This window comes from Mammaliicoccus sp. J-M40 (assembly GCF_022386395.1).
In the GTDB taxonomy this organism is placed as follows: domain Bacteria; phylum Bacillota; class Bacilli; order Staphylococcales; family Staphylococcaceae; genus Mammaliicoccus; species Mammaliicoccus lentus.
The window spans coordinates 21,016-47,858 of record NZ_JAJNIQ010000005.1; the positions used below are offsets into that span (position 1 = coordinate 21,016).

At 35.7% G+C, this 26,843-nt stretch carries 25 protein-coding genes and 1 other annotated feature; of the genes, 20 read left to right on the forward strand and 5 right to left on the reverse strand.

What is annotated here, in order from left to right; genetic code table 11:
* The first annotated feature begins 50 nt into the window (after positions 1 to 50).
* From rpmG to tuf, 15 genes are all read left to right on the forward strand, one after another.
* Positions 51 to 191: a 50S ribosomal protein L33 gene (gene rpmG / locus LQ688_RS07480; RefSeq protein WP_081501334.1), complete on the forward strand. Its 141-nt coding sequence runs from the start codon at positions 51 to 53 to the stop codon at positions 189 to 191.
* A 13-nt stretch (positions 192 to 204) separates the two neighbouring features.
* On the forward strand, positions 205 to 384 hold the full coding sequence (gene secE / locus LQ688_RS07485) for a preprotein translocase subunit SecE (RefSeq protein WP_016999414.1): 180 nt from the start codon (positions 205 to 207) through the stop codon (positions 382 to 384).
* A 14-nt stretch (positions 385 to 398) separates the two neighbouring features.
* Entirely contained in the window at positions 399 to 947 is a 549-nt protein-coding gene (gene nusG / locus LQ688_RS07490; protein ID WP_016999415.1) for a transcription termination/antitermination protein NusG, read from the forward strand.
* A 147-nt stretch (positions 948 to 1,094) separates the two neighbouring features.
* A complete protein-coding gene (gene rplK, locus LQ688_RS07495; protein WP_016999416.1) occupies positions 1,095 to 1,517 on the forward strand; it encodes a 50S ribosomal protein L11 in 423 nt (140 codons plus the stop codon).
* 115 nt (positions 1,518 to 1,632) lie between these two features.
* The gene (gene rplA, locus LQ688_RS07500) at positions 1,633 to 2,325 is read left to right on the forward strand and encodes a 50S ribosomal protein L1 (RefSeq protein ID WP_016999417.1); all 693 of its coding nucleotides are present in this window, start codon (positions 1,633 to 1,635) and stop codon (positions 2,323 to 2,325) included.
* A 44-nt stretch (positions 2,326 to 2,369) separates the two neighbouring features.
* Positions 2,370 to 2,511, forward strand: a sequence feature (ribosomal protein L10 leader region).
* 43 nt (positions 2,512 to 2,554) lie between these two features.
* A complete protein-coding gene (rplJ, locus tag LQ688_RS07505) occupies positions 2,555 to 3,061 on the forward strand; it encodes a 50S ribosomal protein L10 (protein ID WP_016999418.1) in 507 nt (168 codons plus the stop codon).
* A gap of 42 nt (positions 3,062 to 3,103) precedes the next feature.
* Positions 3,104 to 3,466, forward strand: coding sequence for a 50S ribosomal protein L7/L12 (gene rplL, locus LQ688_RS07510; protein ID WP_016999419.1), 363 nt, complete (start codon positions 3,104 to 3,106; stop codon positions 3,464 to 3,466).
* Positions 3,467 to 3,548: 82 nt separating this feature from the next.
* Positions 3,549 to 4,157 carry a class I SAM-dependent methyltransferase gene (locus LQ688_RS07515; protein WP_239705340.1) on the forward strand — a complete coding sequence of 203 codons (609 nt, stop codon included), beginning with the start codon at positions 3,549 to 3,551 and terminating at the stop codon, positions 4,155 to 4,157.
* A gap of 207 nt (positions 4,158 to 4,364) precedes the next feature.
* Positions 4,365 to 7,919: a DNA-directed RNA polymerase subunit beta gene (rpoB, locus tag LQ688_RS07520; RefSeq protein WP_103268663.1), complete on the forward strand. Its 3,555-nt coding sequence runs from the start codon at positions 4,365 to 4,367 to the stop codon at positions 7,917 to 7,919.
* A 99-nt stretch (positions 7,920 to 8,018) separates the two neighbouring features.
* A complete protein-coding gene (gene rpoC / locus LQ688_RS07525; protein ID WP_103268664.1) occupies positions 8,019 to 11,636 on the forward strand; it encodes a DNA-directed RNA polymerase subunit beta' in 3,618 nt (1,205 codons plus the stop codon).
* A 135-nt stretch (positions 11,637 to 11,771) separates the two neighbouring features.
* Positions 11,772 to 12,026, forward strand: coding sequence for a ribosomal L7Ae/L30e/S12e/Gadd45 family protein (locus tag LQ688_RS07530; protein ID WP_064204243.1), 255 nt, complete (start codon positions 11,772 to 11,774; stop codon positions 12,024 to 12,026).
* 91 nt (positions 12,027 to 12,117) lie between these two features.
* Positions 12,118 to 12,540: a 30S ribosomal protein S12 gene (gene rpsL, locus LQ688_RS07535; RefSeq protein WP_016999424.1), complete on the forward strand. Its 423-nt coding sequence runs from the start codon at positions 12,118 to 12,120 to the stop codon at positions 12,538 to 12,540.
* Positions 12,541 to 12,626: 86 nt separating this feature from the next.
* Positions 12,627 to 13,097 (forward strand): 30S ribosomal protein S7, encoded by a 471-nt coding sequence (gene rpsG, locus LQ688_RS07540; RefSeq protein WP_103268665.1) that lies wholly within the window; start codon positions 12,627 to 12,629, stop codon positions 13,095 to 13,097.
* Between the two features lie 144 nt (positions 13,098 to 13,241).
* Entirely contained in the window at positions 13,242 to 15,320 is a 2,079-nt protein-coding gene (fusA, locus tag LQ688_RS07545) for an elongation factor G (protein ID WP_218729476.1), read from the forward strand.
* Between the two features lie 138 nt (positions 15,321 to 15,458).
* On the forward strand, positions 15,459 to 16,649 hold the full coding sequence (gene tuf, locus LQ688_RS07550) for an elongation factor Tu (RefSeq protein ID WP_218729477.1): 1,191 nt from the start codon (positions 15,459 to 15,461) through the stop codon (positions 16,647 to 16,649).
* 170 nt (positions 16,650 to 16,819) lie between these two features.
* On the opposite strand, the gene LQ688_RS07555 is transcribed toward tuf, so the two are convergent.
* Genes LQ688_RS07555 through LQ688_RS07565 form a run of 3 tightly spaced genes read right to left on the reverse strand, consistent with a single transcriptional unit; the run spans position 16,820 to position 20,351 of the window.
* A complete protein-coding gene (locus LQ688_RS07555) occupies positions 16,820 to 17,995 on the reverse strand; it encodes a M20 metallopeptidase family protein (RefSeq protein ID WP_064204242.1) in 1,176 nt (391 codons plus the stop codon).
* Positions 17,979 to 19,178, reverse strand: coding sequence for an amidohydrolase (locus LQ688_RS07560; RefSeq protein WP_103268668.1), 1,200 nt, complete (start codon positions 19,176 to 19,178; stop codon positions 17,979 to 17,981). The genes LQ688_RS07555 and LQ688_RS07560 overlap by 17 nt, the downstream gene beginning before the upstream one ends.
* Before the next feature lie 3 nt (positions 19,179 to 19,181).
* Positions 19,182 to 20,351 (reverse strand): amidohydrolase, encoded by a 1,170-nt coding sequence (locus LQ688_RS07565; protein WP_147640585.1) that lies wholly within the window; start codon positions 20,349 to 20,351, stop codon positions 19,182 to 19,184.
* A gap of 153 nt (positions 20,352 to 20,504) precedes the next feature.
* Here LQ688_RS07565 and LQ688_RS07570 point away from each other — a divergent pair, with 153 nt between their 5' ends.
* From LQ688_RS07570 to LQ688_RS07585, 4 genes are all read left to right on the forward strand, one after another.
* Positions 20,505 to 21,692, forward strand: a complete 1,188-nt coding sequence (locus LQ688_RS07570; RefSeq protein WP_016999431.1) for a glycine C-acetyltransferase — start codon at positions 20,505 to 20,507, stop codon at positions 21,690 to 21,692.
* Between the two features lie 216 nt (positions 21,693 to 21,908).
* A complete protein-coding gene (locus LQ688_RS07575; RefSeq protein ID WP_103268670.1) occupies positions 21,909 to 22,871 on the forward strand; it encodes an L-threonine 3-dehydrogenase in 963 nt (320 codons plus the stop codon).
* 106 nt (positions 22,872 to 22,977) lie between these two features.
* Positions 22,978 to 24,072 (forward strand): branched-chain amino acid aminotransferase, encoded by a 1,095-nt coding sequence (locus tag LQ688_RS07580; protein ID WP_016999433.1) that lies wholly within the window; start codon positions 22,978 to 22,980, stop codon positions 24,070 to 24,072.
* Between the two features lie 70 nt (positions 24,073 to 24,142).
* Positions 24,143 to 24,856 carry an HAD family hydrolase gene (locus tag LQ688_RS07585; RefSeq protein ID WP_103268672.1) on the forward strand — a complete coding sequence of 238 codons (714 nt, stop codon included), beginning with the start codon at positions 24,143 to 24,145 and terminating at the stop codon, positions 24,854 to 24,856.
* Between the two features lie 129 nt (positions 24,857 to 24,985).
* Here the strand turns inward: LQ688_RS07585 and LQ688_RS07590 are convergent, their stop codons facing one another.
* Both LQ688_RS07590 and LQ688_RS07595 read right to left on the reverse strand, forming a co-directional pair.
* On the reverse strand, positions 24,986 to 25,654 hold the full coding sequence (locus tag LQ688_RS07590) for a deoxynucleoside kinase (protein ID WP_103268673.1): 669 nt from the start codon (positions 25,652 to 25,654) through the stop codon (positions 24,986 to 24,988).
* A complete protein-coding gene (locus LQ688_RS07595) occupies positions 25,644 to 26,258 on the reverse strand; it encodes a deoxynucleoside kinase (RefSeq protein ID WP_064204238.1) in 615 nt (204 codons plus the stop codon). Before LQ688_RS07595 ends, LQ688_RS07590 begins: the two co-directional genes overlap by 11 nt.
* 83 nt (positions 26,259 to 26,341) lie before the next feature.
* Here LQ688_RS07595 and tadA point away from each other — a divergent pair, with 83 nt between their 5' ends.
* Complete coding sequence (gene tadA, locus LQ688_RS07600) at positions 26,342 to 26,809, forward strand: tRNA adenosine(34) deaminase TadA (RefSeq protein WP_187114643.1); 468 nt, start codon at positions 26,342 to 26,344, stop codon at positions 26,807 to 26,809.
* The last annotated feature ends 34 nt before the right edge of the window (positions 26,810 to 26,843 follow it).

Sequence of the window (26,843 nt, forward strand, 5' to 3'; positions counted from 1 at the left end):
GTGTTTTGTTTTGTATATTAATCTAGGATTAGAATGAATAAGGTGAGAATATGAGAAAAGTCCCTTTAAATTGCGAAAAATGCGGAGCGAGAAATTATACAGTCCCTAAGAAAGAAACAGATAAACGATTAGAGCTAAAAAAGTTTTGTAAAACTTGTAATACGCATACATTGCATAAAGAATCCATATAAAGGAGGAAAATCAATGGCTAAAAAAGAAAACTTCTTTCAAGGCGTAAAATCAGAAATGCAAAAAACAAGTTGGCCGACTGGCAAAGAACTTGTTAAATATACAACAGTAGTAGTATGTACTGTAATCTTCTTCTTAATCTTTTTCTACGCATTAGATTTAGGAATTACAGAGTTAATTAATTTGATTAAATAGTAAGGAGTGGCAAAATGTCAGAAGATATAGGCGCTAAACGTTGGTACGCAGTGCACACTTATTCAGGTTACGAAAATAAAGTGAAAACAAACCTTGAGAAACGTGTCGAAACAATGAACATGGAAGAACAGATCTTTAGAGTTGTAATCCCTGAAGAAGAAGAAACATCAATTAAAGATGGTAAAGCTAAGACACAACTTAAGAAAACATTCCCTGGTTATGTATTAGTAGAATTAATTATGACCGACGAATCTTGGTATATTGTCAGAAATACGCCAGGTGTAACTGGCTTTGTTGGGTCAGCTGGCGCAGGTTCTAAGCCAAATCCTTTATTACCAGATGAAGCTAAATTCATTTTGAAACAGATGGGTATGTCTGAAAAAACCGTCGACGTAGAAGTAGAATTAGGAGAACAAGTTCGCGTTACAAGTGGACCATTTACGAACCAAATTGGTGAAATAAAAGAGATAGATGTTGAAAAGTATAAATTAACAGTACTTGTTGACATGTTCGGCAGAGAAACACCTGTTGAAGTAGAATTTGACCAAATTGAAAAGTTGTAAAAAAACACTTGAAAATTAATTGTTTCAATGTTATTATTTAAAGGTCGCGCTCGGACTATGCGCAACCATTTCATTAGGAAATGAAGAGTGGGAGGGTAAAATATCATTACCCCATGACCACATCACGATATCAAGGAGGTGCACATCGTGGCTAAAAAAGTAATCAAAGTAGTTAAATTGCAAATACCTGCAGGTAAAGCAAACCCAGCACCACCAGTTGGTCCTGCATTAGGTCAAGCCGGTGTGAATATTATGGGATTCTGTAAAGAATTCAACGCTCGTACACAAGAGCAAGCAGGTTTAATCATTCCAGTTGAAATTACAGTATTTGAAGATCGTTCATTTACTTTCATCACTAAGACACCACCTGCAGCAGTATTACTTAAAAAAGCAGCTAAAGTAGAAAAAGGTTCTGGTGAACCTAACAAATCTAAAGTTGCTACAGTAACTCAAGACCAAGTACGTGAAATTGCTAACACTAAAATGCCTGACTTAAACGCAGCATCTGAAGAAGCAGCAATCCGTATCGTTGAAGGTACTGCACGCAGCATGGGAATTGTCGTAGAATAATTGAGATTTTAAAGTTTAAGCAGGCGGCTAATTCGCTGTCTGCTATTGCATTGTCTAATAGACGATGCACGTGGGAGGTAACATTCCGCTAAAACCACTAAAGGAGGAAAACAAAATGGCTAAAAAAGGTAAAAAGTATCAAGAAGCAATTGCTAAAGTTGATCGTTCTTCATTATACTCAGTAGAAGAAGCTATGAAATTAGCAAAAGAAACAAGCACTGTAAACTTTGATGCTTCTGTAGAAGTTGCATTTCGTTTAGGCATTGATACTCGTAAAAACGACCAACAAATCCGTGGAGCAGTAGTATTACCACACGGAACTGGTAAAACACAACGAGTATTAGTATTCGCTAAAGGCGATAAAATCAAAGAAGCAGAAGAAGCTGGAGCAGACTATGTAGGTGAAGAATACATCAGCAAAATCAACGATGGTTGGTTTGAATTTGATGTTATTGTTGCAACACCTGACATGATGGGTGAAGTTGGTAAACTTGGTCGCGTATTAGGACCTAAAGGTTTAATGCCAAACCCTAAAACTGGTACAGTTACAATGGATATCAAAAAAGCAGTCGAAGAAATTAAAGCAGGTAAAGTAGAATACCGTGCTGAAAAATCTGGTATTGTTCATGCTTCTATTGGTAAAGTATCATTCGATGAGCAGAAGTTAGTTGATAACTTCAAAACTATCCAAGATACATTAACAAAAGCTAAACCATCATCTTCTAAAGGTACTTATTTCAAGTCTGTTGCTGTAACAACAACAATGGGCCCTGGTATCAAAGTAGATACTTCAAACTTTAAATTATAATAATAAAAATATATTGACTTCACATCTGAAACGCGTTATAGTTTTGAATGTGTAATATTTAACCTAAGACAGTAGGAGTTCGTTTTTGGAACTTAAAAGGCTATCCTACCGAGGCTTAAATTGACTTGAACGTATAAATTTCAAGCACTTTTTGCCGTGGGTAAAAAGTGCTTTTTTGTTGAGATACCTCATCATAAAAGCACGATATAAATACTATGGAGGTGTAGAGATGTCTAATTCAAAAATCGTTGAAATCAAACAACAAAAAGTTGATGCTATTGCTGAACAATTAAAAAACTCAGTTTCAACAATTATTGTAGATTACCGTGGTTTATCAGTTGCGCAAGTTACAGAGTTACGTCAACAATTACGTGAAGCTGGTCTTGAATATAAAGTATACAAAAATACTTTAGTTCGTCGTGCTGCTGAAGCTGCTGGAATCGAAGGTTTAGAAGAATTCTTAACTGGTCCTAACGCAATTGCTTTCTCAAATGAAGAAGTTGTTGCACCAGCAAAAATTCTTGCTGACTTCGCTAAACAAAACGAAGCATTAGAAATCAAAGCAGGTGTTATTGAAGGAAGCGTAGTAAGTGCAGAACAAGTTAACACTATCGGTTCATTACCATCAAAAGACGGTCTTGTATCTATGTTACTATCTGTATTACAAGCTCCAGTTCGTAACTTTGCTTACGCAGTTAAAGCTGTTGGAGAACAAAAAGAAGAAAGTGCTGAATAATATCAGTACAAAATAAAAATTAATTATTGGAGGAAATATATCATGTCTAATGAAAAAATTATCGAATCAATTAAAGAAATGTCAGTATTAGAATTAAACGACTTAGTTAAAGCTATTGAAGAAGAATTTGGTGTAACAGCAGCAGCTCCTGTAGCAGCAGCTGGCGCAGCTGGTGGAGAAGCAGAAGCTGAACAAACTGAATTCAACGTTGAATTAACTGCAGCTGGAGATTCAAAAATTAAAGTTGTTAAAGCAGTTAAAGAAGTAACTGGTTTAGGCTTAAAAGAAGCTAAAGAAATCGTAGATAACGCTCCTAAAGTTGTTAAAGAAGGATTATCTAAAGAAGACGCTGAAGCTCTAAAAGAAAAATTAGAAGAACTTGGCGCATCTGTAGAATTAAAATAATTTCTGTATTAAATCAAAAACCCGTTATTATCATGATAACGGGTTTTTCTTTACTCATTAAATGTATTAAAGAGGTGGCATAATGAGTCATTATTATGATAATGATCCAAATGTGAAATCGGAAAGAAAACCTTTCGATTATCGCTATCGTGACATCAAACTCTCTCTTCAGACAGATCATGGCGTTTTTTCAAAAGGAAAAATTGATTTTGGATCTGATTTATTGATTACTACATTTTTAAATTTAAATCCCCCAGGACCTAAAAAGAAAATATTAGACGTAGGCTGTGGATACGGACCTATTGGATTAACTTGTGCTAAAGTGCTACCATATAGTGAAGTAACGATGGTGGATGTAAATGAAAGGGCATTAGAATTGGCGAAAGATAATCGAAACTCAAATCAAATTAATAATGCCGAAATACAACAAAGCGATTGTATAGATGGTGTTATAGATTTACAATTTGATTTCGTACTAACTAATCCGCCGATTAGAGCTGGTAAAAATGTTGTACATCGAATATTTGAACAAAGTGATCAAGTTTTAACACACGGAGGAGAACTTTGGGTAGTCATTCAAAAGAAACAAGGTATGCCTTCTGCAAAAGAAAAAATGCAAAATATTTTTGGCAATGCAGAAATTATAGAAAAAAGCAAGGGTTATTACATTTTAAAAAGTGTAAAAGCTTGATTTTGCTATTTTGTTCTGATATAGTAATAGAATGTTAAAAAATTATATTCAATAAGTGTGTACTTTTGCGTCGCCCTTAATTGAATGTTAGAAATAAGTCGTACGAAATAGAAAATGGAATCATTGACTTTCCGTTTTCTTTTTGTCTTATTATCTTTGTTTTGTAAGACGCAAAGTTATATTCACAATATTTGAGGGGTGAATCTGTTGACAGGTCAACTTATCCAGTATGGAAGACATCGTGTTCGTAGAAGTTATGCGAGAATTTCCGAATCTTTAGAATTACCTAATTTAATCGAGATTCAAACGAAATCATATGAATGGTTTCTTAAAGAAGGTTTACTTGAAATGTTTCGCGACATTTCGCCAATCGACGATTTTACAGGTAACTTATCTTTAGAATTCGTAGATTATCGTTTAGGTGAATCAAAGTATGATTTAGAAGAATCTAAAAACCGTGATGCGACTTATTCCGCGCCATTACGCGTTAAAGTTCGTTTAATTAATAAAGAAACAGGCGAAGTGAAAGATCAAGAAGTATTTATGGGTGATTTCCCATTAATGACTGACACTGGTACTTTCGTTATTAATGGTGCAGAACGTGTAATTGTATCACAACTTGTACGTTCACCATCCGTATACTTCAACGAAAAAGTTGATAAAAACGGTAAAATTAGTTATGGAACAACTGTGATTCCTAACCGTGGTGCATGGTTAGAATATGAAACAGACGCTAAAGACGTTCCTTACGTAAGAATTGATAGAACGCGTAAGTTGCCAATTACAGTATTAGTCCGCGCTTTAGGATTCTCAACGGACCAAGAAATTTTAGATTTACTTGGAGACAATGAATATCTTAGAAACGCTTTAGATAAGGATAATACTGAAACTACTGATCAAGCATTGCTTGAGATTTATGAGCGTTTGCGTCCGGGAGAACCACCAACAGTAGAAAACGCGAAGAGTTTAATTTACTCACGCTTCTTCGACCCAAAACGTTATGATTTAGCGAGTGTCGGTCGTTATAAAATGAACAAAAAGTTACATCTTAAACATCGTTTGTTCAATCAAACATTAGCTGAACCTATTGTTGATGTTGAAACAGGTGAAATTGCAGCAGAAGAAGGAACGGTTTTAGACCGTCGTAATTTAGATAAAATTATCGATGTATTAGAATCTAATGCTAACATTCAAGTTTATGAATTAAATAGTAGCGTATTAGATGAACCAGTTGAAATTCAATCTGTTAAGATTTATATCCCTGGTGATGAAGAAAACCGTACGACAACAGTGATTGGTAATGCATTTCCTGATGAAGCAGTTAAATGTATTACGCCAGCAGATATCGTTTCATCATTATCATATTTCTTCAACTTATTACATGGTGTAGGTTATACAGATGACATTGACCATTTAGGTAACCGTCGTCTACGTTCAGTAGGTGAATTGCTACAAAACCAATTTAGAATTGGTTTATCACGTATGGAACGTGTTGTACGTGAACGTATGTCAATTCAAGATACTGATTCAATCACACCACAACAACTTATAAATATACGTCCAGTTATTGCTTCAATTAAAGAATTCTTTGGTAGTTCACAATTGTCTCAATTCATGGACCAAGCTAACCCATTAGCTGAGTTAACGCATAAACGTCGTCTATCAGCGCTTGGACCCGGCGGTTTAACTCGTGAACGTGCTGGTATGGAAGTACGTGACGTTCACTATTCTCACTATGGTCGTATGTGTCCGATTGAGACACCAGAGGGACCAAACATTGGTTTAATCAACTCACTTTCAAGTTATGCTAGAGTTAACGAGTTTGGCTTTATTGAAACACCATATCGTAAAGTTAATATCGAAACTAACCAAGTAACAGACAGAATTGATTATCTAACTGCTGATGAAGAAGATAGTTATGTTGTTGCACAAGCAAACTCAGTATTAGATGAAACTGGTAGATTCGTCGACGATGAAGTTCTTTGTCGTTTCCGTGGTGACAACACTACTAAACCTAAAGAACGTATGGATTACATGGATGTATCTCCTAAACAAGTTGTTTCTGCAGCAACAGCATGTATTCCTTTCCTTGAAAACGATGACTCTAACCGTGCACTTATGGGTGCGAACATGCAACGTCAAGCAGTACCTTTAATGAACCCTGAAGCACCATTTGTTGGAACGGGTATGGAACATGTTACAGCACGTGACTCAGGAGCAGCTATTGTTGCTAAACATAAAGGTAGAGTTGAACATGTTGAATCGAAAGAAATTCTTGTTAGAAGAATTGTAGAAGAAAATGGTAAAGAAATCGAAACGGAATTAGACCGTTATCCTTTATCTAAATTTAAACGTAGTAACTCTGGAACATGTTATAACCAACGTCCAATCGTTGCATATGGTGACATTGTTTCTAAAGGTGAAATTTTAGCTGATGGACCTTCAATGGAACTTGGTGAAATGGCACTAGGTAGAAACTTAGTAGTTGGATTTATGACTTGGGATGGTTATAACTACGAGGATGCTGTTATCATGAGTGAACGTCTTGTTAAAGATGACGTATATACTTCTATTCATGTTGAAGAATATGAATCAGAGGCTCGTGACACTAAATTAGGACCTGAAGAAATCACACGTGATATTCCAAACGTTTCTGATAATGCACTTAAAAACTTAGACGATCGCGGTATTGTTTATGTTGGTGCTGAAGTTAAAGATGGTGACATTTTAGTAGGTAAAGTAACGCCTAAAGGTGTGACTGAACTAACAGCTGAAGAAAGATTATTACATGCGATATTTGGTGAGAAAGCACGCGAAGTACGTGATACATCATTACGCGTACCTCATGGTGCTGGCGGTATCGTATTAGACGTTAAAGTCTTTAATAGAGAAGAAGGCGATGATTCATTATCTCCAGGTGTTAACCAATTAGTTCGTGTTTATATCGTTCAAAAACGTAAAATACACGAAGGGGATAAAATGTGTGGTCGTCATGGTAACAAAGGTGTAATTTCACGTATTTTACCTGAAGAAGATATGCCTTACTTACCAGATGGAACACCAATTGACCTTATGTTAAACCCATTAGGTGTACCTTCTCGTATGAATATCGGACAAGTTTTAGAACTTCATCTAGGTATGGCAGCTAAGAATCTAGGTATTCATGTTGCTTCACCAGTATTTGATGGTGCTAACGATGATGATGTTTGGTCAACTATTGAAGAAGCAGGTATGGCTCGTGACGGTAAAACTGTCTTATACGATGGTCGTACTGGTGAACCATTTGATAACCGTGTATCTGTAGGTGTTATGTACATGCTTAAACTTGCACACATGGTCGATGATAAATTACACGCACGTTCTACTGGTCCATACTCACTTGTAACGCAACAACCATTGGGTGGTAAAGCTCAATTCGGTGGACAACGTTTCGGTGAAATGGAGGTATGGGCACTTGAAGCATATGGTGCTGCGTACACATTACAAGAGATTTTAACTTATAAATCTGATGATACTGTAGGTCGTGTAAAAACTTATGAAGCTATCGTAAAAGGCGACAATATCCCTAAACCGGGTGTCCCTGAATCATTCCGCGTATTAATGAAAGAATTACAGAGTTTAGGACTTGATGTTAAAGTCATGGACGAACATGATAATGAAATCGAAATGCGCGATTTAGAGGATGAAGATATGATGGACAAAAAAGTTGATTTAGGTGTTTCACAAGATGCAGCAGTAGAAGGACAACAAGTAACTGAGTAAAAGTTAATCAAGCGCATTTGGTAATACATTTGCGCTTTCATTTGTTACACATTATCAATCAACCGGCACAACTAATTTAATTTGAAGGAGGTAGGCTCCTTGATTGATGTAAATAATTTCCATTACATGAAAATAGGACTTGCTTCACCTGAAAAGATTCGTTCTTGGTCATTTGGTGAAGTTAAAAAACCAGAAACAATTAACTACCGTACGCTAAAACCTGAAAGAGATGGTTTATTCTGTGAGAAAATTTTCGGTCCAACTAAGGACTGGGAATGTAGTTGTGGTAAATACAAACGAGTACGCTATAAAGGTATGGTCTGTGATAGATGTGGCGTTGAAGTCACTAAATCTAAAGTGCGTCGTGAAAGAATGGGACACATTGAATTAGCAGCACCTGTATCACATATTTGGTACTTTAAAGGTATACCTAGTCGCATGGGACTATTATTAGATATGTCTCCACGTGCGCTAGAAGAAGTAATTTATTTTGCTTCTTACACAGTAATTGATCCAGGTCCAACTGGATTAGAAAAGAAACAATTATTAACTGAAGGTGAATACCGAGAATATTATGATAAATTCCCGGGTAAATTCAGTGCAAAAATGGGCGCGGAAGCAATCCGTGATCTATTAAGTGATATAGATTTAGAAAAAGAATTAAAACAACTTCGTGAAGAATTAGAATCAGCTACTGGCCAAAGATTGACAAGAGCAATTAAACGTCTAGAAGTAGTTGAATCATTCCGTCACTCTGGTAATGAACCTTCATGGATGATTTTAGATGTATTACCAATTATTCCACCTGAAATCCGTCCAATGGTTCAATTAGATGGTGGTCGCTTCGCAACAAGTGACTTAAATGATTTATACCGTCGTGTTATCAACCGTAATAATCGTTTGAAACGTTTATTAGACTTGGGTGCTCCTGGCATTATCGTTCAAAACGAAAAACGTATGCTACAAGAAGCTGTAGATGCGTTAATCGATAACGGTCGTCGTGGTCGTCCAGTAACTGGTCCAGGTAACCGTCCGTTAAAATCACTTTCACACATGTTAAAAGGTAAACAAGGTCGTTTCCGTCAAAACTTACTTGGTAAGCGTGTTGACTACTCAGGACGTTCAGTTATCGTTGTTGGTCCTAGTCTGAAAATGTACCAATGTGGTTTACCGAAAGAAATGGCTTTAGAATTATTTAAACCATTCATTATGAAAGAATTAGTAGAACGTGAAATTGCTACAAACATCAAAAATGCAAAAGGCAAAATTGAAAGAATGGAAGAAGAAGTATGGGATGTACTTGAAGATGTTATTAAAGAACACCCAGTACTATTAAACCGTGCACCTACATTACACAGACTAGGTATTCAAGCGTTTGAACCTACTCTAGTTGAAGGTCGTGCGATTAAACTTCACCCACTTGTTACAACAGCTTATAACGCTGACTTTGATGGTGACCAAATGGCGGTTCACGTACCATTATCTAAAGAAGCACAAGCAGAAGCACGTATGTTAATGCTTGCAGCTCAAAACATCTTGAACCCTAAAGATGGTAAACCAGTTGTTACGCCTTCACAAGATATGGTATTAGGTAACTATTACCTTACATTAGAAAGAAAAGGTGCAATAGGTGCTGGTGACATCTTCAATGAAACTGACGAAGTTATTAAAGCTTATGCAAATGGTCATGTACACTTACATTCACGTATAGCTTTACATGCAAGATCACTTAAGAACCCAACGTTTACAGCAGAACAAAATAAAAAATTATTAATTACTTCTGTTGGTAAAGTTATCTTTAATGAAATTATGCCTAATTCATTCCCATATATTAATGAACCGACTAATTTCAATTTAGAAAAATCAACTCCTGATAAATACTTTGTTTCACCTACAGATTTACCAGAAGGTGGACTAGTAGAATATCTTGAAGACGTTGAGCTTGTTAAACCATTTAACAAAGTATTCTTAGGTAAAATCATTGCTGAAATATTCAACAAATTCCATATAACTGATACTTCAATGATGCTAGATAAGATGAAAGATTTAGGATTTAAATATTCATCTCGTGCTGGTATTACTGTTGGTGTATCTGATATCGTGGTTCTTTCAGAGAAACAAGAAATCATCGATGAAGCAGAAGTTAAAGTTGAAAAAGTTCAAAAACAATTTAGCCGTGGTTTAATCACTGAAGGCGAACGTTATGCAGCAGTTATCGAAATTTGGACAAAAGCTAAAGATGATATTCAAGCTAAATTAATGATGTCATTAGATAATCTTAACCCAATATTCATGATGAGTGATTCAGGTGCTCGTGGTAACGCATCTAACTTTACTCAATTAGCTGGTATGCGTGGTCTGATGGCTAACCCATCTGGTAAAATTATTGAGTTACCGATTAAATCTTCATTCCGTGAAGGTTTAACAGTACTTGAATATTTCATATCAACTCACGGTGCTCGTAAAGGTCTAGCCGATACAGCGCTGAAAACTGCCGATTCAGGTTACTTAACTCGTCGTCTTGTTGACGTAGCACAAGATGTTATTGTCAGAGAAGAAGACTGTGGAACTGATAGAGGTTTATTAGTATCTGATATTAGAGAAGGATCAGAATTAATTGAGCCATTTATTGAGCGTATAGAAGGTCGTTATTCTAAAGAAACATTACGTCATCCAAAAACTGATGAAGTAATTATCAAAGTTAACGAACTAATAACGCCAGAAATTGCTAAACAAATACTAGATGCTGGTATTACTGAAATGCACATCCGTTCTGCATTTACATGTAACACTCGTCATGGTGTATGTGAAAAATGTTACGGTAAGAACTTAGCAACTGGTGAACAAGTTGAAGTTGGTGAAGCAGTTGGTACAATAGCTGCCCAATCAATCGGTGAACCAGGTACACAGCTTACAATGCGTACCTTCCATACTGGTGGTGTAGCCGGAGCAGATATCACACAAGGTTTACCACGTATTCAAGAGTTATTTGAAGCGCGTAACCCTAAAGGTCAAGCAGTTATTTCAGAAATTAACGGTGAAGTAACAGAGATTACTATCGTTAAAGATCGTCAACAAGAAATTAAAGTTAAAGGCGAAAATGAAATTAGAACTTACCTTGCTTCAGGTACTGCAAGACTTAAAGTTGAAGAAGGACAATATGTTGAACGTGGCGAAGTAATGACTGAAGGTTCAATTGAGCCTAAAGGATTACTAGCTGTAGCTGGATTAAATGCTACTCAAAAATACTTGCTTAAAGAAGTTCAAAAAGTTTACCGTATGCAAGGTGTTGAAATTTCAGATAAACACGTTGAAGTTATGGTTAGACAAATGCTTCGTAAAGTAAGAATTATTGAAGCAGGAGATACGAAACTATTACCAGGTGCTTTAGTAGATATTCATACATTTACTGATGCAAACAGAGAAGTATTTGCTACGCGTAAGCGCCCAGCAACTGCTAAACCTGTATTACTTGGTATTACAAAAGCTTCTCTTGAAACTGAAAGCTTCTTATCAGCGGCGTCATTCCAAGAAACAACTAGAGTTCTTACAGATGCTGCAATCAAAGGTAAACGTGATAACTTACTTGGACTTAAAGAAAATGTTATCATCGGTAAATTAATCCCTGCTGGTACAGGTATGAGAAGATATACTGGTGTAGATTTCGAAAAAGTTGAAAAAGAAGTATCACCTGAAGAAACAGTAGTAACTGATTAACAGATATGAGCTGTTCTAGGGGTCTAGAACAGCTTATATTTTATTATAAAAACACTCCAAAAATTATTGACTTTATCAAAGTAGGATGTTATTATTGTTAAGGTTGATGCAAGCAGACGCTTTGGAGGATATCAAATGTCTAATGAAAAAGCCTTAAGCTTAAATCAAGACAATTATGTCATTGGTTTAAAACAAACCACTAAAGCATTGAAGAAGCATGATGTACGTAAAGTAATCATTGCTCAAGATGTAAATATTCATATTTTGTCTAAAGTGTTGAATTTAGCATTTGAGACAGGCGTTCCGATAGATTATAGTCCAACAAGACAAAAGTTAGGATCGCACTATGGAATAGAAGTAAATGCGACAGTAGTTGCATTGCTTAAATAAATGTGTAAGCTGTGCTTACTATTTTTATTTGCCTTAAAATGAACCACCTGGATGTGTGGAATTAAGAAAACAAGAGAGGAGGACATTAAAGATGCCTACTATTAACCAATTAGTACGTAAACCACGTACAAGTAAATCATCACACTCTACAGCACCTGCATTAAATAAAGGATACAATAGCATGAAGAAAAAAGTGACTACTGTATATTCTCCACAAAAACGCGGTGTTTGTACACGTGTAGGAACAATGACACCTAAAAAACCTAACTCAGCGTTACGTAAATATGCTCGTGTTCGTTTATCAAACAACATCGAAGTAAACGCGTATATCCCTGGTATAGGCCACAACTTACAAGAACACAGTGTTGTACTTATTCGTGGTGGACGTGTTAAAGACTTACCTGGTGTACGTTATCACGTAGTACGTGGTGCTTTAGACACTTCTGGTGTTGAAGGACGTATGCAAAGTCGTTCACTTTATGGTGCTAAAAAACCTAAAGCTGCTAAGAAATAATCTAATATTAAATTTCTGTGTTTAACAGATTTTTATGTGACGATAAACTAAATAAATTTTATAATTAAGGAAGGAGGATTTCGATTATGCCTCGTAAAGGTCCAGTTCCAAAAAGAGATGTATTACCAGATCCAATTCACAACTCAAAATTAGTAACAAAATTAATCAATAAAATCATGCTTGATGGTAAGCGTGGTACTGCTCAAAGAATTCTTTACTCAGCATTCGAACTTGTTCAAGAACGTTCAGGTAAAGATCCAATTGAAGTATTCGATGAAGCTATCAACAACATCATGCCTGTACTTGAAGTTAAAGCTCGCCGTGTAGGTGGTTCAAACTATCAAGTACCTGTAGAAGTACGTCCAGATCGTCGTACAACTTTAGGTTTACGTTGGTTAGTTAACTATGCTCGTCTTCGTGGTGAAAAAACTATGGAAGAGCGTTTAGCTAACGAAATCTTAGATGCTGCTAACAATACTGGTGGCGCAGTTAAGAAACGTGAAGACGTTCATAAAATGGCAGAAGCTAACAAAGCGTTTGCTCATTATCGTTGGTAAAATAGAACCTAGGACCCTAAGCGTTAAAATGATAAAGATTCCTTTTAATGGGTTATCTCTAGTTTTTTAAACACTTAGGGTATCTGCGTATCTATTGTAATAAAAAAACCAAATATCCAATATTTTGGAAGGAGTAAGAATACTATGGCAAGAGATTTCTCTTTGAAAAACACTCGTAATATCGGTATCATGGCTCACATCGATGCTGGTAAAACAACGACTACTGAACGTATTCTTTATTACACAGGCCGTATTCATAAAATTGGTGAAACACATGAAGGTGCTTCACAAATGGACTGGATGTCACAAGAGCAAGAACGTGGTATCACAATCACTTCTGCTGCTACAACTGCAGAATGGGAAGGCCACCGTGTAAATATCATCGATACACCTGGACACGTAGACTTCACAGTTGAAGTTGAACGTTCTTTACGTGTACTTGATGGTGCCGTTACAGTACTTGATGCTCAATCAGGGGTTGAACCTCAAACTGAAACAGTTTGGCGTCAAGCAACAACATACGGTGTTCCACGTATTGTATTCATTAATAAAATGGATAAAATGGGTGCGAACTTTGAATATTCAGTTGGTACATTACATGAGCGCTTACAAGCTAATGCTCACCCAATTCAATTACCAATCGGTGCGGAAGATGATTTCAGTGCTATTATTGATTTAGTAGAAATGAAATGTTTCCAATACAATAACGATTTAGGTACTGAAATTGAAGAAATTGAAATTCCTGAGTCTCACAAGCAAAAAGCTGAAGAAACTCGTGAATCTTTAATTGAAGCTGTTGCAGAATCAAATGACGAATTAATGGAAAAATACTTAGGTGGAGAAGAAATCACAATTGATGAGCTTAAAAAAGCTATTCGTCAAGCTACTTGTGATGTTGAATTCTACCCAGTATTATGTGGTACAGCATTCAAAAACAAAGGTGTTCAATTAATGTTGAACGCAGTTATTGACTACTTACCATCACCATTAGATGTTAAACCTATTGTCGGACATAGATTCGAAAGTGAAGAAGAAGTAATTGCTAAACCTGATGATTCAGCACCTTTCGCTGCATTAGCGTTTAAAGTAATGACTGACCCTTATGTAGGTAAATTAACATTCTTCCGTGTTTATTCTGGTACTATGGAATCAGGATCATACATTAAAAACTCAACTAAAGGGAAACGTGAACGTGTAGGTCGTATCCTACAAATGCACGCTAACTCTCGTCAAGAGATTTCTACTGTATATTCTGGTGACATTGCTGGTGCGGTAGGACTTAAAGATACTGGTACAGGTGATACTCTATGTGACGAAAAAGATGACATCATCTTAGAAGCAATGGACTTCCCAGAGCCAGTTATTCACTTATCAGTTGAGCCTAAATCAAAAGCTGACCAAGATAAAATGACTAACGCATTAGTTAAATTACAAGAAGAAGACCCAACATTCCATGCACATACTGACCATGAAACTGGACAAGTTATCATCGGTGGTATGGGTGAATTACACCTTGATATTTTAGTAGACCGTATGAAACGTGAATTCAAAGTTGAGTGTGCTGTTGGTGCGCCAATGGTATCTTACCGTGAAACGTTCAAAACGCCTGCACAAGTACAAGGTAAATTTGCTCGTCAATCAGGTGGACGTGGACAATTTGGTGATGTTCACATTGAATTTACACCTAACGAACAAGGCGCAGGTTTCGAATTCGAAAACGCTATTGTTGGTGGGGTAGTTCCTCGTGAATATATTCCTTCAGTTGAAGCTGGTCTTAAAGACGCTATGGAAAACGGTGTATTAGCTGGGTATCCATTAGTTGATGTTAAAGCTAAATTATATGATGGTTCATACCATGATGTCGATTCATCTGAAATGGCCTTCAAAATTGCAGCTTCATTAGCACTTAAAGAAGCAGCTAAAAAATGTGATCCAGTAATCTTAGAGCCAATGATGAAAGTTGAAATCGTTATGCCTGAAGAGTACATGGGTGACATTATGGGTGACGTAACAAGTCGTCGTGGACGTGTTGAAGGTATGGAAGCACGCGGTAACGCTCAAGTTGTTCGTGCATTCGTTCCACTTTCAGAAATGTTCGGTTACGCTACAAACTTACGTTCTAACACTCAAGGTCGTGGTACTTATACTATGGTATTTGATCACTACGAAGAAGTACCAAAATCAATTTCTGAAGAAATTATCAAGAAAAATACAGGCGCTTAATCAAAACGCTTTAATAAATTGATTTTTTTCTCAAAATGATTTATAAATTAACTATAGGTTATCCTCATGATGGTGAGTAACCATCATGAGGCTTAATAAAAAAATATAATTTTTAATATGAATAGGAGAGATTTCATAATGGCTAAAGAAAAATTTGATCGCTCAAAAACACATGCCAATATTGGTACTATCGGTCACGTTGACCATGGTAAAACTACTTTAACAGCTGCTATTGCAACTGTATTAGCAAAACGTTCTGGTGACGGAGAAGCTCGTTCATACGCTCAAATCGACAACGCTCCAGAAGAAAAAGAACGTGGTATTACAATTAATACTTCACACATCGAATATGAAACAGCTACTCGTCACTATGCGCACGTTGACTGCCCAGGACACGCTGACTATGTTAAAAACATGATCACTGGTGCTGCTCAAATGGACGGCGGTATCTTAGTAGTATCTGCTGCTGACGGCCCAATGCCTCAAACTCGTGAGCACATTCTTTTATCACGTAACGTAGGTGTTCCTGCATTAGTAGTATTCTTAAACAAAGTTGACATGGTTGACGACGAAGAATTATTAGAATTAGTTGAAATGGAAGTTCGTGACTTATTAACAGAATATGACTTCCCTGGCGATGACACTCCAGTAATTGCTGGTTCAGCATTAAAAGCTTTAGAAGGCGACGAAGCTTACGAAGAAAAAATTGTTGAATTAATGGAAGCTGTAGATACTTTCATTCCAACTCCAGAACGTGATTCTGACAAACCATTCATGATGCCAGTTGAGGACGTATTCTCAATAACTGGTCGTGGTACTGTTGCTACAGGCCGTGTTGAACGTGGTCAAATCAAAGTTGGTGAAGAAATCGAAATTATCGGTTTAACTGAAGAATCATCTAAAACAACTGTAACTGGTGTTGAGATGTTCCGTAAATTATTAGACTTCGCTGAAGCTGGAGATAACATCGGTGCATTATTACGTGGTGTTGCTCGTGAAGACGTTAACCGTGGTCAAGTATTAGCTAAACCAGGTTCAATCACACCTCACACTAAATTCAAAGCTGAAGTTTATGTATTATCAAAAGATGAAGGTGGACGTCATACTCCATTCTTCACTAACTACCGTCCACAATTCTATTTCCGTACTACTGACGTAACTGGTGTTGTAAACTTACCAGAAGGTACTGAAATGGTTATGCCTGGCGACAACGTTGAAATAGACGTTGAATTAATTTCACCTATCGCTATTGAAGACGGTACTCGTTTCTCAATCCGTGAAGGTGGACGTACAGTTGGATCAGGTGTTGTTACTGTAATCGAAGCTTAATTCGATTTCGTACACACTTAACCAAACGTATAATATCTAGCATATTTTACTAGATTTAAATAGAGCAGGGGAAATTCTTATTAACTTAAGAATTTCCCCTGTTTTTTATGTTCATTAATATATAGAATTTATTTTTCTAATTCTTCACTATGTTCATTAATATATAGAATTTATTTTTCTAATTCTTCACTATGTTCAATAATGGATAGGAAGAGTTTAACGCTATTTTGTAATGATTGTTCATCTAAATCGAATTTAGGGTGATGATGAGGGTAAGTTGCTTTTAATGCTTCATTGCCTACACCTGTAAAGAAATAAGTTCCTGGTACATGCTGTAAGAAGTAACCAACATCTTCTCCACCGAGTGAAGGCGGAAAATCAAAAGCTTCTTCGATAGTATCAATATTACTTGCTAGATTTTTAGCCCATTTTGTTTCCTTTTCATGGTTTACTACTGGTGGATATCCGTCTGTATAGTCTAAGTGACATTTCACACCATAACTTGATTCTATACCGTTTAAAATCCCATTTAAACGATCTTTGATTTGTTCTTTAACGCTAGGTAAATAACTTCTTATTGTTCCTGTTAATTTTACTTTGTCCGCTATAACATTAAAGGCGTTACCACCTTTAAATGTTCCAAATGTGACAACTGCTGACTCAAGTGGGTCAATAGTTCTTGATACAATACTTTGCGCCTGAACAATTAATGATGAAGCTGCGACAATTGGGTCTTTTGCGAATTGAGGCATTGCGCCATGCCCACCAAGCCCTTGGATTTCAATTTCAAATGAATCTGCAGCTGCATAAGCAGGTCCAGCACAAAATCCGACTTTATTTGCGTCTATATGGCTCGCTGTATGGGTACCGAATACATAATCAACACCATCTAATGCACCAGCTTCTATCATAGCTCTAGCGCCACCTGGAAGGACTTCTTCAGCATGTTGATGAATAAGTACGACATTACCATGGATAGCATCTGAATGTTCTTTTAATATTTTAGCTGTTATTAATAAGCTTGCTGTATGAGCGTCATGTCCACAAGCATGCATAACGCCCTCTACTGTAGACTTATAAGGCACTTCCTTTTCATCGTTGATAGGCAAAGCATCAAAGTCTGCTCTTAAAGCAATAGTAGGACCTTCTTTCCCGCCTTTAATATAGCCTAAAAGTCCGTTACCTCCGACATCTTTTTTTACTTCAATACCTAAATTTTCAAGATAATCTGCGATATACTTTTTAGTATTTTCTTCTTGAAAAGATAATTCAGGATGTTGATGTAAATGCCTTCTAATTTCGATTAATTCATCCATATGCTTTTCAACTTCATGCGTTAAGGTCATTTTTATAATCTCCTTCCATAAACTTAAATGTTGTTAATAAAAAGATGCGTACAGCATTGATTAACCCTTTTTCATCGATATCGAATTTTGGATGATGATGGGGAAAATCTGCTTTAAAATGCTCATTTCTAGTTCCAGTATAGAAGAAAGCACCGGGCACTCTTTGTTGGTAATAAGAGAAGTCTTCACCACTTAAACTTGCTTCTAATTCTACCAGTTCATAAACGCTATCAACTTCTTGAGTGGCTTCAAGAATGAGGTCAGTCTCACGTTCTGTATTAATGACAGGAGGATAACCTTTACTATATTTTAAATCGTAAGTAACATCTGTTGAAGTTGTTAAGCCTTCAAGTACTTTTTTGAAACCTTCTACAACGCTTGCTTGAATCTCTGAATCAAATGTTCTTATCGTCCCGCCAATTTTACATGTATCTGGTATAACGTTATTTGTTTCACCAGCATTAAACATTGTGATAGAAAGAACGGCAGGTGATAAAGCACTTGTTTTACGTGAAACAATATATTGTAAGTCATTACATAGTTGAATTCCGGCTGCTAATGGATCTATTAATTGGTCGGGATGAGCTGCGTGACCACCTCGACCTTTTAACGTAATCCAGAAGTCATCTGGAATGCCTGTTGTTGTTCCGTATTTATAACCGACTTTACCAACATCTATAGTACTTGATACATGTTGGCCAATGATAGCGTCCACACCTGTTAGGCATCCGTCTGCAATCATTTGTATCGCGCCGCCAGGGTCTACTTCTTCAGCATGTTGGTGAATAAAAACAACACGACCATTAATATCATCACGATGTTCAGATAAAATTTTTGCAGTCATGAGTAAGACAGCAGTATGCGCATCATGTCCACAAGCATGCATGACGCCATCTACAGTAGATTTATAAGGTACTTCTTTTTCGTCTTGTATAGGTAATGCATCAAAATCAGCTCTAATTGCTAGGGTAGGGCCTGGTTTATCTTTGTTTAATGTTCCAACTACACCTCTGCCACCAACACCTTCTCTAACATCTATGTCTAGATTACGAAGGTAATTTGCAATATAGGCTGGAGTTTGTACTTCTTCAAATGAAAGTTCAGGATTCATATGTAAATGCCTTCTGATTTCTATCATCTCATCATAATAATCTTCAACTTTTTGAAATAAAATATCTTTCATTTATTATATTACTCCTTCAACTTCAAGAATTTTTAAAAACATTTCTGTTGTCGTTTTCATTGCATCTTCATCTAAATCAAACATTGGGTGATGGTGAGGGGCTGTTGAAGATTTTTCTTCATTACCACTACCAGTTAGGAAGAAGCATCCTGGACGTTCTAAAAGATAGTAAGAAAAGTCTTCACCAATCATCATTGGTTCGATATCTTCATAAGTAAGATCTAAATCTGTAGCTGCTTTTTTAACAACATTGTATTGTTCATCATGATTAATGACGGTAGGATAGCCTCTTCTATAATCGAAATCGTAACTTGCGTTATTTGCGATACAGATACCCTTTAAAAGGCGTTCTAGTTCTTCTTCGATTAAATCCTTCACTTTGGGATTAAACGTTCTGACAGTGCCTTCAATAGTCGCTGTGTCGCTAATAACATTAAAGGTGTTACCTGCGTCAATTTTTCCTACAGTAATAACACCTTGGTCGATAGGATCTAAATTTCTTGAAATGATTTTTTGTAAACTAGAAATATACTCTGAAACAATGACTATAGGATCAATGGAAGTGTGTGGTTTAGCACCATGACCACCTTTACCTTGAATTGTGATTTTGAAATAATCAGGAGAAGCCATCATTGCACTACTCTTAGTTTTAATTTCTGATGTTGAATGTCCACTCCAAAAGTGATTGCCGTATATTTTATCTACGCCATCTAAAGCACCATCATCAACCATTGGTTTAGCGCCACCTGGACTTAATTCTTCCGCGTATTGGAATATAAAAACGACATTACCTTTCAATTGTGATTGATGTTCATGTAGTAATTCACATAAAGTGAGTAGTGTAGCTGTATGCCCGTCGTGTCCACAAGCATGCATCACACCATCTACAGTAGATTTGTATGGAACGTCTTTTTCATCTTGAATAGGCAATGCATCAAAATCAGCACGAAATGCAATAGTCTGACCTGGCTCATTTCCTTTAAGTTTTGCTACTATACCATTTTGACCAACACGTTCTCTTATTTGTAACTTATCTAACTTTTTGAGTTCAGATAAAATAAAATCATGAGTTTTATCCTCATGATATGATAATTCTGGATTCATATGCATATATCGTCTTATTTCTACGAGACGATCAAATTTTTCTTCGATTTCTTTTTTCCAATTGACCATTGCTAAACCTTCTTTCAATTCTTTCGAAATATAATACGACTATTGTAGCAAAATTTATAGAAAATTTAAACAATTCAATTTACTATGATAACGCTTAATTCTTTGATTTTAGTATGTTATGATAAATAAAAAGTGCTAAAGGAGAAAGTGCAAATGGTACAAACATTAGAAACATTTTTAACAACAAATTTAAATGAATTGAAGGATAATGGTTTGTATAATGAAATTGATATTGTTGAAGGCGCAAATGGTGCTGAAATTAATATTGGTGGAAAATCATATATCAATTTATCTTCAAACAATTACCTTGGATTAGCAACAGACGAAGATTTGAAAAAAGCTGCTAAAGACGCAATCGATACTCATGGTGTTGGCGCTGGTGCAGTACGTACTATTAATGGGACACTAGATTTGCATAGAGAATTAGAAGAGACTTTAGCTCAATTTAAAGGGACTGAAAGTGCAATTGCTTATCAATCTGGATTCAACTGTAACATGGCAGCAATTTCAGCAGTTATGAATAAGAATGATGCAATTCTTTCTGATGAATTAAACCATGCTTCTATTATAGATGGTTGTCGTTTATCTAAAGCGAAAATCATTCGAGTGAATCATTCTGATATGGAAGATTTAAGAGCAAAAGCAAAAGAAGCAGTAGAGTCAGGTCAATATAACAAAGTAATGTATATTACTGACGGCGTATTCTCTATGGATGGTGATGTAGCTAAATTACCAGAAATCGTAGAAATCGCTGAAGAATTTGGCTTAATCACTTATGTTGATGACGCTCACGGCTCAGGTGTTATGGGTAAAGGAGCAGGCACAGTAAAACATTTCGGTTTACAAGATAAAATAGATTTCCAAATTGGAACGTTATCTAAAGCAATAGGTGTAGTAGGTGGATACGTAGCAGGTACGAAAGATTTAATAGATTGGTTAAAAGTTGCTTCAAGACCTTTCTTATTCTCAACTTCTTTAGCACCTGGAGATACTAAAGCAATTACTGAATCAGTTAAAAAATTAATGGCTTCAACTGAATTACACGATAAATTATGGGATAATGCGAACTACTTAAAAGAAGGCTTAAAAGCTAAAGGGTTCGATATTGGACATTCAGAAACACCAATTACACCAGTAATTATTGGTGAAGAGAAAAAGGCTCAAACATTTAGTAAACGACTAATGGACGAAGGTGTATATGCAAAAGCTATAGTATTCCCGACTGTGCCTAGAGGTACAGGTCGTGTAAGAAATATGCCAACTGCAGCACATACGAAAGAACAATTAGATCAAGCAATTGAAACTTACGAAAAAATTGGTAAAGAACTTGGATTGCTGTAAATAATGTGAAGTGACAGGCTGAGACATAAATAAATGTCTCAGCCTTATTTATGATATACTCCCTGTTTTTATGTAATAAGTGCCCTTTTTATTATAGAAATGTGTTTCTCAAGTATACAAATCGGCTTAAATAAGTTAAAATAACTATAAAGAAAGCGTTTTTGTACGTTCTAAAAAGACGATTGAACATTTCAATAGTACAGGAGGATTTTTATTATGAAAAAAGTCATCATAACTGGTGCACTAGGTCAAATCGGGACAGAATTAGTAATAAAATTAAGAGAAAAATTTGGTAACGATCAAGTTCTAGCTACAGATATAAAAAGACCAGAAAGTGACAGCGTTATATTAAATGGACCATTCGAAATACTAGATGTAACGGATAAAGACAGATTGTTTGAGCTAGTTGAAACATTTAAAGCAGATACAATTATGCATATGGCTGCTTTATTATCTGCAACTGCTGAAAAAAATCCTTTATTTGCATGGAATTTAAATATGGGTGGGCTTGTAAATGCTTTAGAAGCGGCAAGAGAATACAACATGCAATTCTTTACACCAAGTTCTATAGGCGCTTTCGGGCCTAATACACCAAAAGATATGACGCCACAAGAAACGATACAAAGACCGACTTCAATGTATGGCGTGAATAAAGTAGCAGGAGAATTATTATGTGACTACTATTATACGAAATTTGGCGTAGATACAAGAAGTGTACGTTTCCCTGGGTTAATTTCTTATGTAAAAGAACCGGGCGGAGGGACAACAGATTACGCTGTGGAAATATACTTTAAAGCGATACGAGAAGGTAAATACAATAGTTATATCGCTAAAGGGACATATATGGATATGATGTTTATGGATGATGCTATTAATGCGATTATTCAATTGATGGAAGCAGACGGGGAAAAATTGGTTCATCGTAACGCATATAACGTAAGTGCTATGAGCGTAGAACCAGAAACAGTTAAAGCTTCAATACAAAAAATATTGCCTGAATTTGAGCTTAGTTATGATGTTGATCCTGACCGTCAAGCAATTGCAGATACTTGGCCAAATTCAATCGATACAAGTTGTGCTAAGGAAGAATGGGGATTCAATCCACAATATGATTTAGATAGCATGACAAAACTAATGTTGAAAGCAATTAAAGAAAAAGACCAATTAGCAAAAAGTTAAATATATTATGAGTATTTTTTAAATTTTCTAAAAACTTATTGAATAACCCCTCTATGACTGATATACTTGATAACATTAATTATTAATTAGCCTAGGAGGAATCATTATGTCAGAAACATTTTACGTAGAACAGCGTGAGCAGCTGAAAGAAAAACCGGATTTCCAAAAGTTAGCGTTCGGCGAAATCTTTACAGATTATATGCTATCTATGTCTTATAAACAAGGTGAAGGCTGGTCAGAGCCTAAAATTATTCCATATGGGCCAATTACTTTATCGCCAAGTGCACAAGGGCTTCATTATGGTCAAACAGTATTTGAAGGCATGAAAGCATATAAAGATGGAGATGAAGTAACGTTATTCAGACCTGACCAAAATTTCAAAAGAATCAATTTATCGTTAAAACGTTTGGAAATGCCACAAATCGACGAAGACAAAGTATTAGAAGGTTTATTACAGCTAATTGATATAGAACGTGATTGGGTGCCTAATGGTGAAGGCCAATCTTTATATGTGAGACCATTTGTATATGCAACTGAACCATACTTAGGTGTACGTTCGTCAACAGATTATGAATTTCTAGTGATTCTTTCTCCTGTAGGTGCATATTATGGTGATGAACAATTAAAACCAACAAGTATATATGTCGAAGATGAGTTTGTTCGTGCTGTTAGAGGTGGAGTAGGTTTTGCTAAATGTGGTGGAAACTATGCTGCTAGTTTAATTGCACAAACACGTGCTAATGAATTGGGCTTTGATCAAGTTCTTTGGTTAGACGGCGTAGAACAAAAATATATCGAAGAAGTAGGTAGTATGAATATCTTCTTTGTAATCGATGGTAAAGTAGTAACACCTGAATTAAACGGTAGTATTTTACCAGGTATTACAAGAAAAACTGTGCTCGAGTTAGCCCAAGAATTGGGTTATGAAACTGAAGAAAAACGAATTTCAATCGATGAAGTAGTCAATGCACATCATGATGGTCGTTTAACAGAAATATTCGGCACAGGAACTGCAGCTGTTATTTCACCAGTTGGCTTCTTAAAATATGATGAAGTTGAAATTACAATTAATGATAATAAGACGGGTCCTATCACAAATCATTTATTTGATGAGTACACAGCAATCCAAACAGGTAAGAAAGAAGATAAACATGGTTGGAGAGTAGTAGTAGGACAAGAAAGCCGTATTGAGACAGTATAAAGATATTTAAAATAAATCAGGCTGAGACATCTATTTGTCCCAGCCTGATTTTTTAAAGGAGAATACATATATGATTAATTGGCTATTATTTGATAAAGACGGTACATTACTAAAGTTTGATGAAACATGGTCTGAAATCTCTCTTGTGATGATCAATAAATTTATAGAACAATATCAAGTTGAAGAAGAACAATCATTACAAGAAGAATTAGGATATGTAGACGGGAAATTTTTAGCAAGTGGTATTTTAGCTTCAGGAACATTATCTGATATCGTAAAAAAATTTCAAAAATACGCTAATCACGAAAATAATAAAGAAGTAGAAGACTGGACAGTACAATTAAGCAAAGATTTAATTGCAGAATATAATCCAGAAACGGTCGTAATAGACGACATGCAAAATACATTAAAACATTTCAAAGATAAAGGATATCAAATAGCGATTATAACGAGCGACGATCAAGACGGAACAAAACGCTTTATCAAAGATGCAGGCGTCAGTCATTTAATAGACGATACAATTACCGCTACTATTAACGGTTATCAAAAGCCAGACCCTAAAATGGTAGAAGACTTTTATGCAAAATGGAACGTTGTACCAGAAGAAATAGCAATAATAGGGGACACCCCAACAGATATACAAATGGGACGAAATTCACATTTCGGTGTAGTAGTCGGTGTACTAAGCGGTACTGGCGAAAAATCAGACTTGGAAGAAGCGGATTATATATACAAAGACATAAATGAATTTCATGAAAAAGAAGCAGAATGGAATGGTAGATGATTGGAGCCTTACCTCAGTCAAGTATACATTTTCAAAATCAAAGACAACAAAAAAAAACCAACCTGAAAGATAATTCTAACGGGTTGGGATGTTTATTTTAGGAAAAGATTTATCCTACCTATATATTTCCTACTTCACTCTTGTATCGATAGCGCGATGTGTTTCAATGACGTGTGCTACTTTGTCGATGATTTTGTTGATTGATTCTGGGTCTTCGTATAAGTCATAATCATTTATATTTACACGAACAACTGGACACTCTGTAAAGTTGTTAATCCAATTATCATAGCGTGCGAAAAGTTTTTTCCAATATTGTTCGTCTGTTTCGATTTCCATTTGTCGTCCTCTATTTTTGATGCGTTGTATAACATCTTCATAGTCGCATTCTAAATAAATTAATGCATCTGGTTTAGGGAAGTATGGGGTCATAACCATTGCTTCAAATAGTTCTCTATAAGTTGCGTAGTCTTCTTGTGTCATTGTTCCTTGTTCTTCATGCATTTTTGCGAAAATATCAACGTCTTCGTAAATGGAACGGTCTTGTATAAAGCCACCGCCATATTCGAACATTCTTTTTTGTTCTTTAAAGCGTTCTGCTAAAAAGTATATTTGAAGGTGGAAGCTCCAACGTTCAAAGTCGTGATAGAATTTTTCTAAATATGGGTTGTTATCTACTTTTTCAAAAGATGTTTTAAAGTTTAAGCGCTCACTTAGAGCTGTTGTTAATGATGACTTTCCTACCCCAACAGTACCAGCAATCGTTATAATCGCATTACTAGGAATGACTTTATTGGTCATGTTTAATCTCTCCAATCAATGGTTGTAATAAATGTAAAACGTGTTGATAATCTGAGGTGTTATGAACGAAATCTAAATTTGAAGTATCTATTTGTATTGCATCGATTTCATTTTTTACTTCTTTATAAAACTGATTATAGTCGTGTTTTAATTGTGCTAAGTAGTCGTCTTCTATTTGAGCCTCATAGGATCTATTCCTATTGGCAATGCGTTCTTGAAGAACATCTAAGGAAGCATCGAGGAAGATTATTTGATCTGGCATGCGAATATCTTCAGTTAAGATATCGTAGATTCTACTGAATTTATCATATTCAAAATCGTTTAAAGTGTTTTTAGCGAAAATTTTATTTTTAAATATGTGATAATCACTTACGATGCCTTGCACATTTTGTAAATCTGTTAATTGTTTATAGCGATGACATAAGAAGAACATTTCAGTTTGAAAACTCCATTTTGAAATGTCATCATAAAAATCACTTAGAAATGGATTTTCATCTACAATTTCAAATTCTTCTTTATAATTCAAAGCTTTAGCAAGCTTTTTAGTTAAAGAACTTTTCCCGACTCCTATAGGTCCTTCAATTGCAATAAAGGTTTTTTTCATATTTATCTCTCCAGGTGTTAAAATAGACATACCTATTCTATCACAAATTAAACGGAGTGAAATAAAACGTGCATGAAAATTATATGAAACTTGCTATTGAAGAAGCGAAAAAAGCATGGAAAATGGACGAAGTACCAATTGGTGCAATTGTTGTGTATAAAGGAGAAGTAATTGGACGAGGGCATAATTTAAGAGAAAATGAACAAAGTCCTTCTGCACATGCTGAGATGTTGGCAATTCAAGAAGCATCTGAATATTTAAATTCATGGCGTTTAGAAGATACTACTTTATATGTAACGTTAGAACCTTGTGTTATGTGCTCGGGCGCTATAGTAATGAGTAGAATACCTCATGTTGTATACGGCGCAAGTGATCCTAAAGGTGGATGTAGTGGTAGTTTAATGAATTTAATAGAAGATACAAGGTTTAATCATCGTTCTACAGTAGAAAGAGGAATATTAGCAGAAGAGTGTGGAGAGATGCTTCGTACGTTTTTTTTAGAAAAAAGAGCGAAAAAGAAGCAAAACAAAGAGAAGAGTTCAGATTCATAGAGTTTATACAGATAATTTGTTAGAATTTATGTTG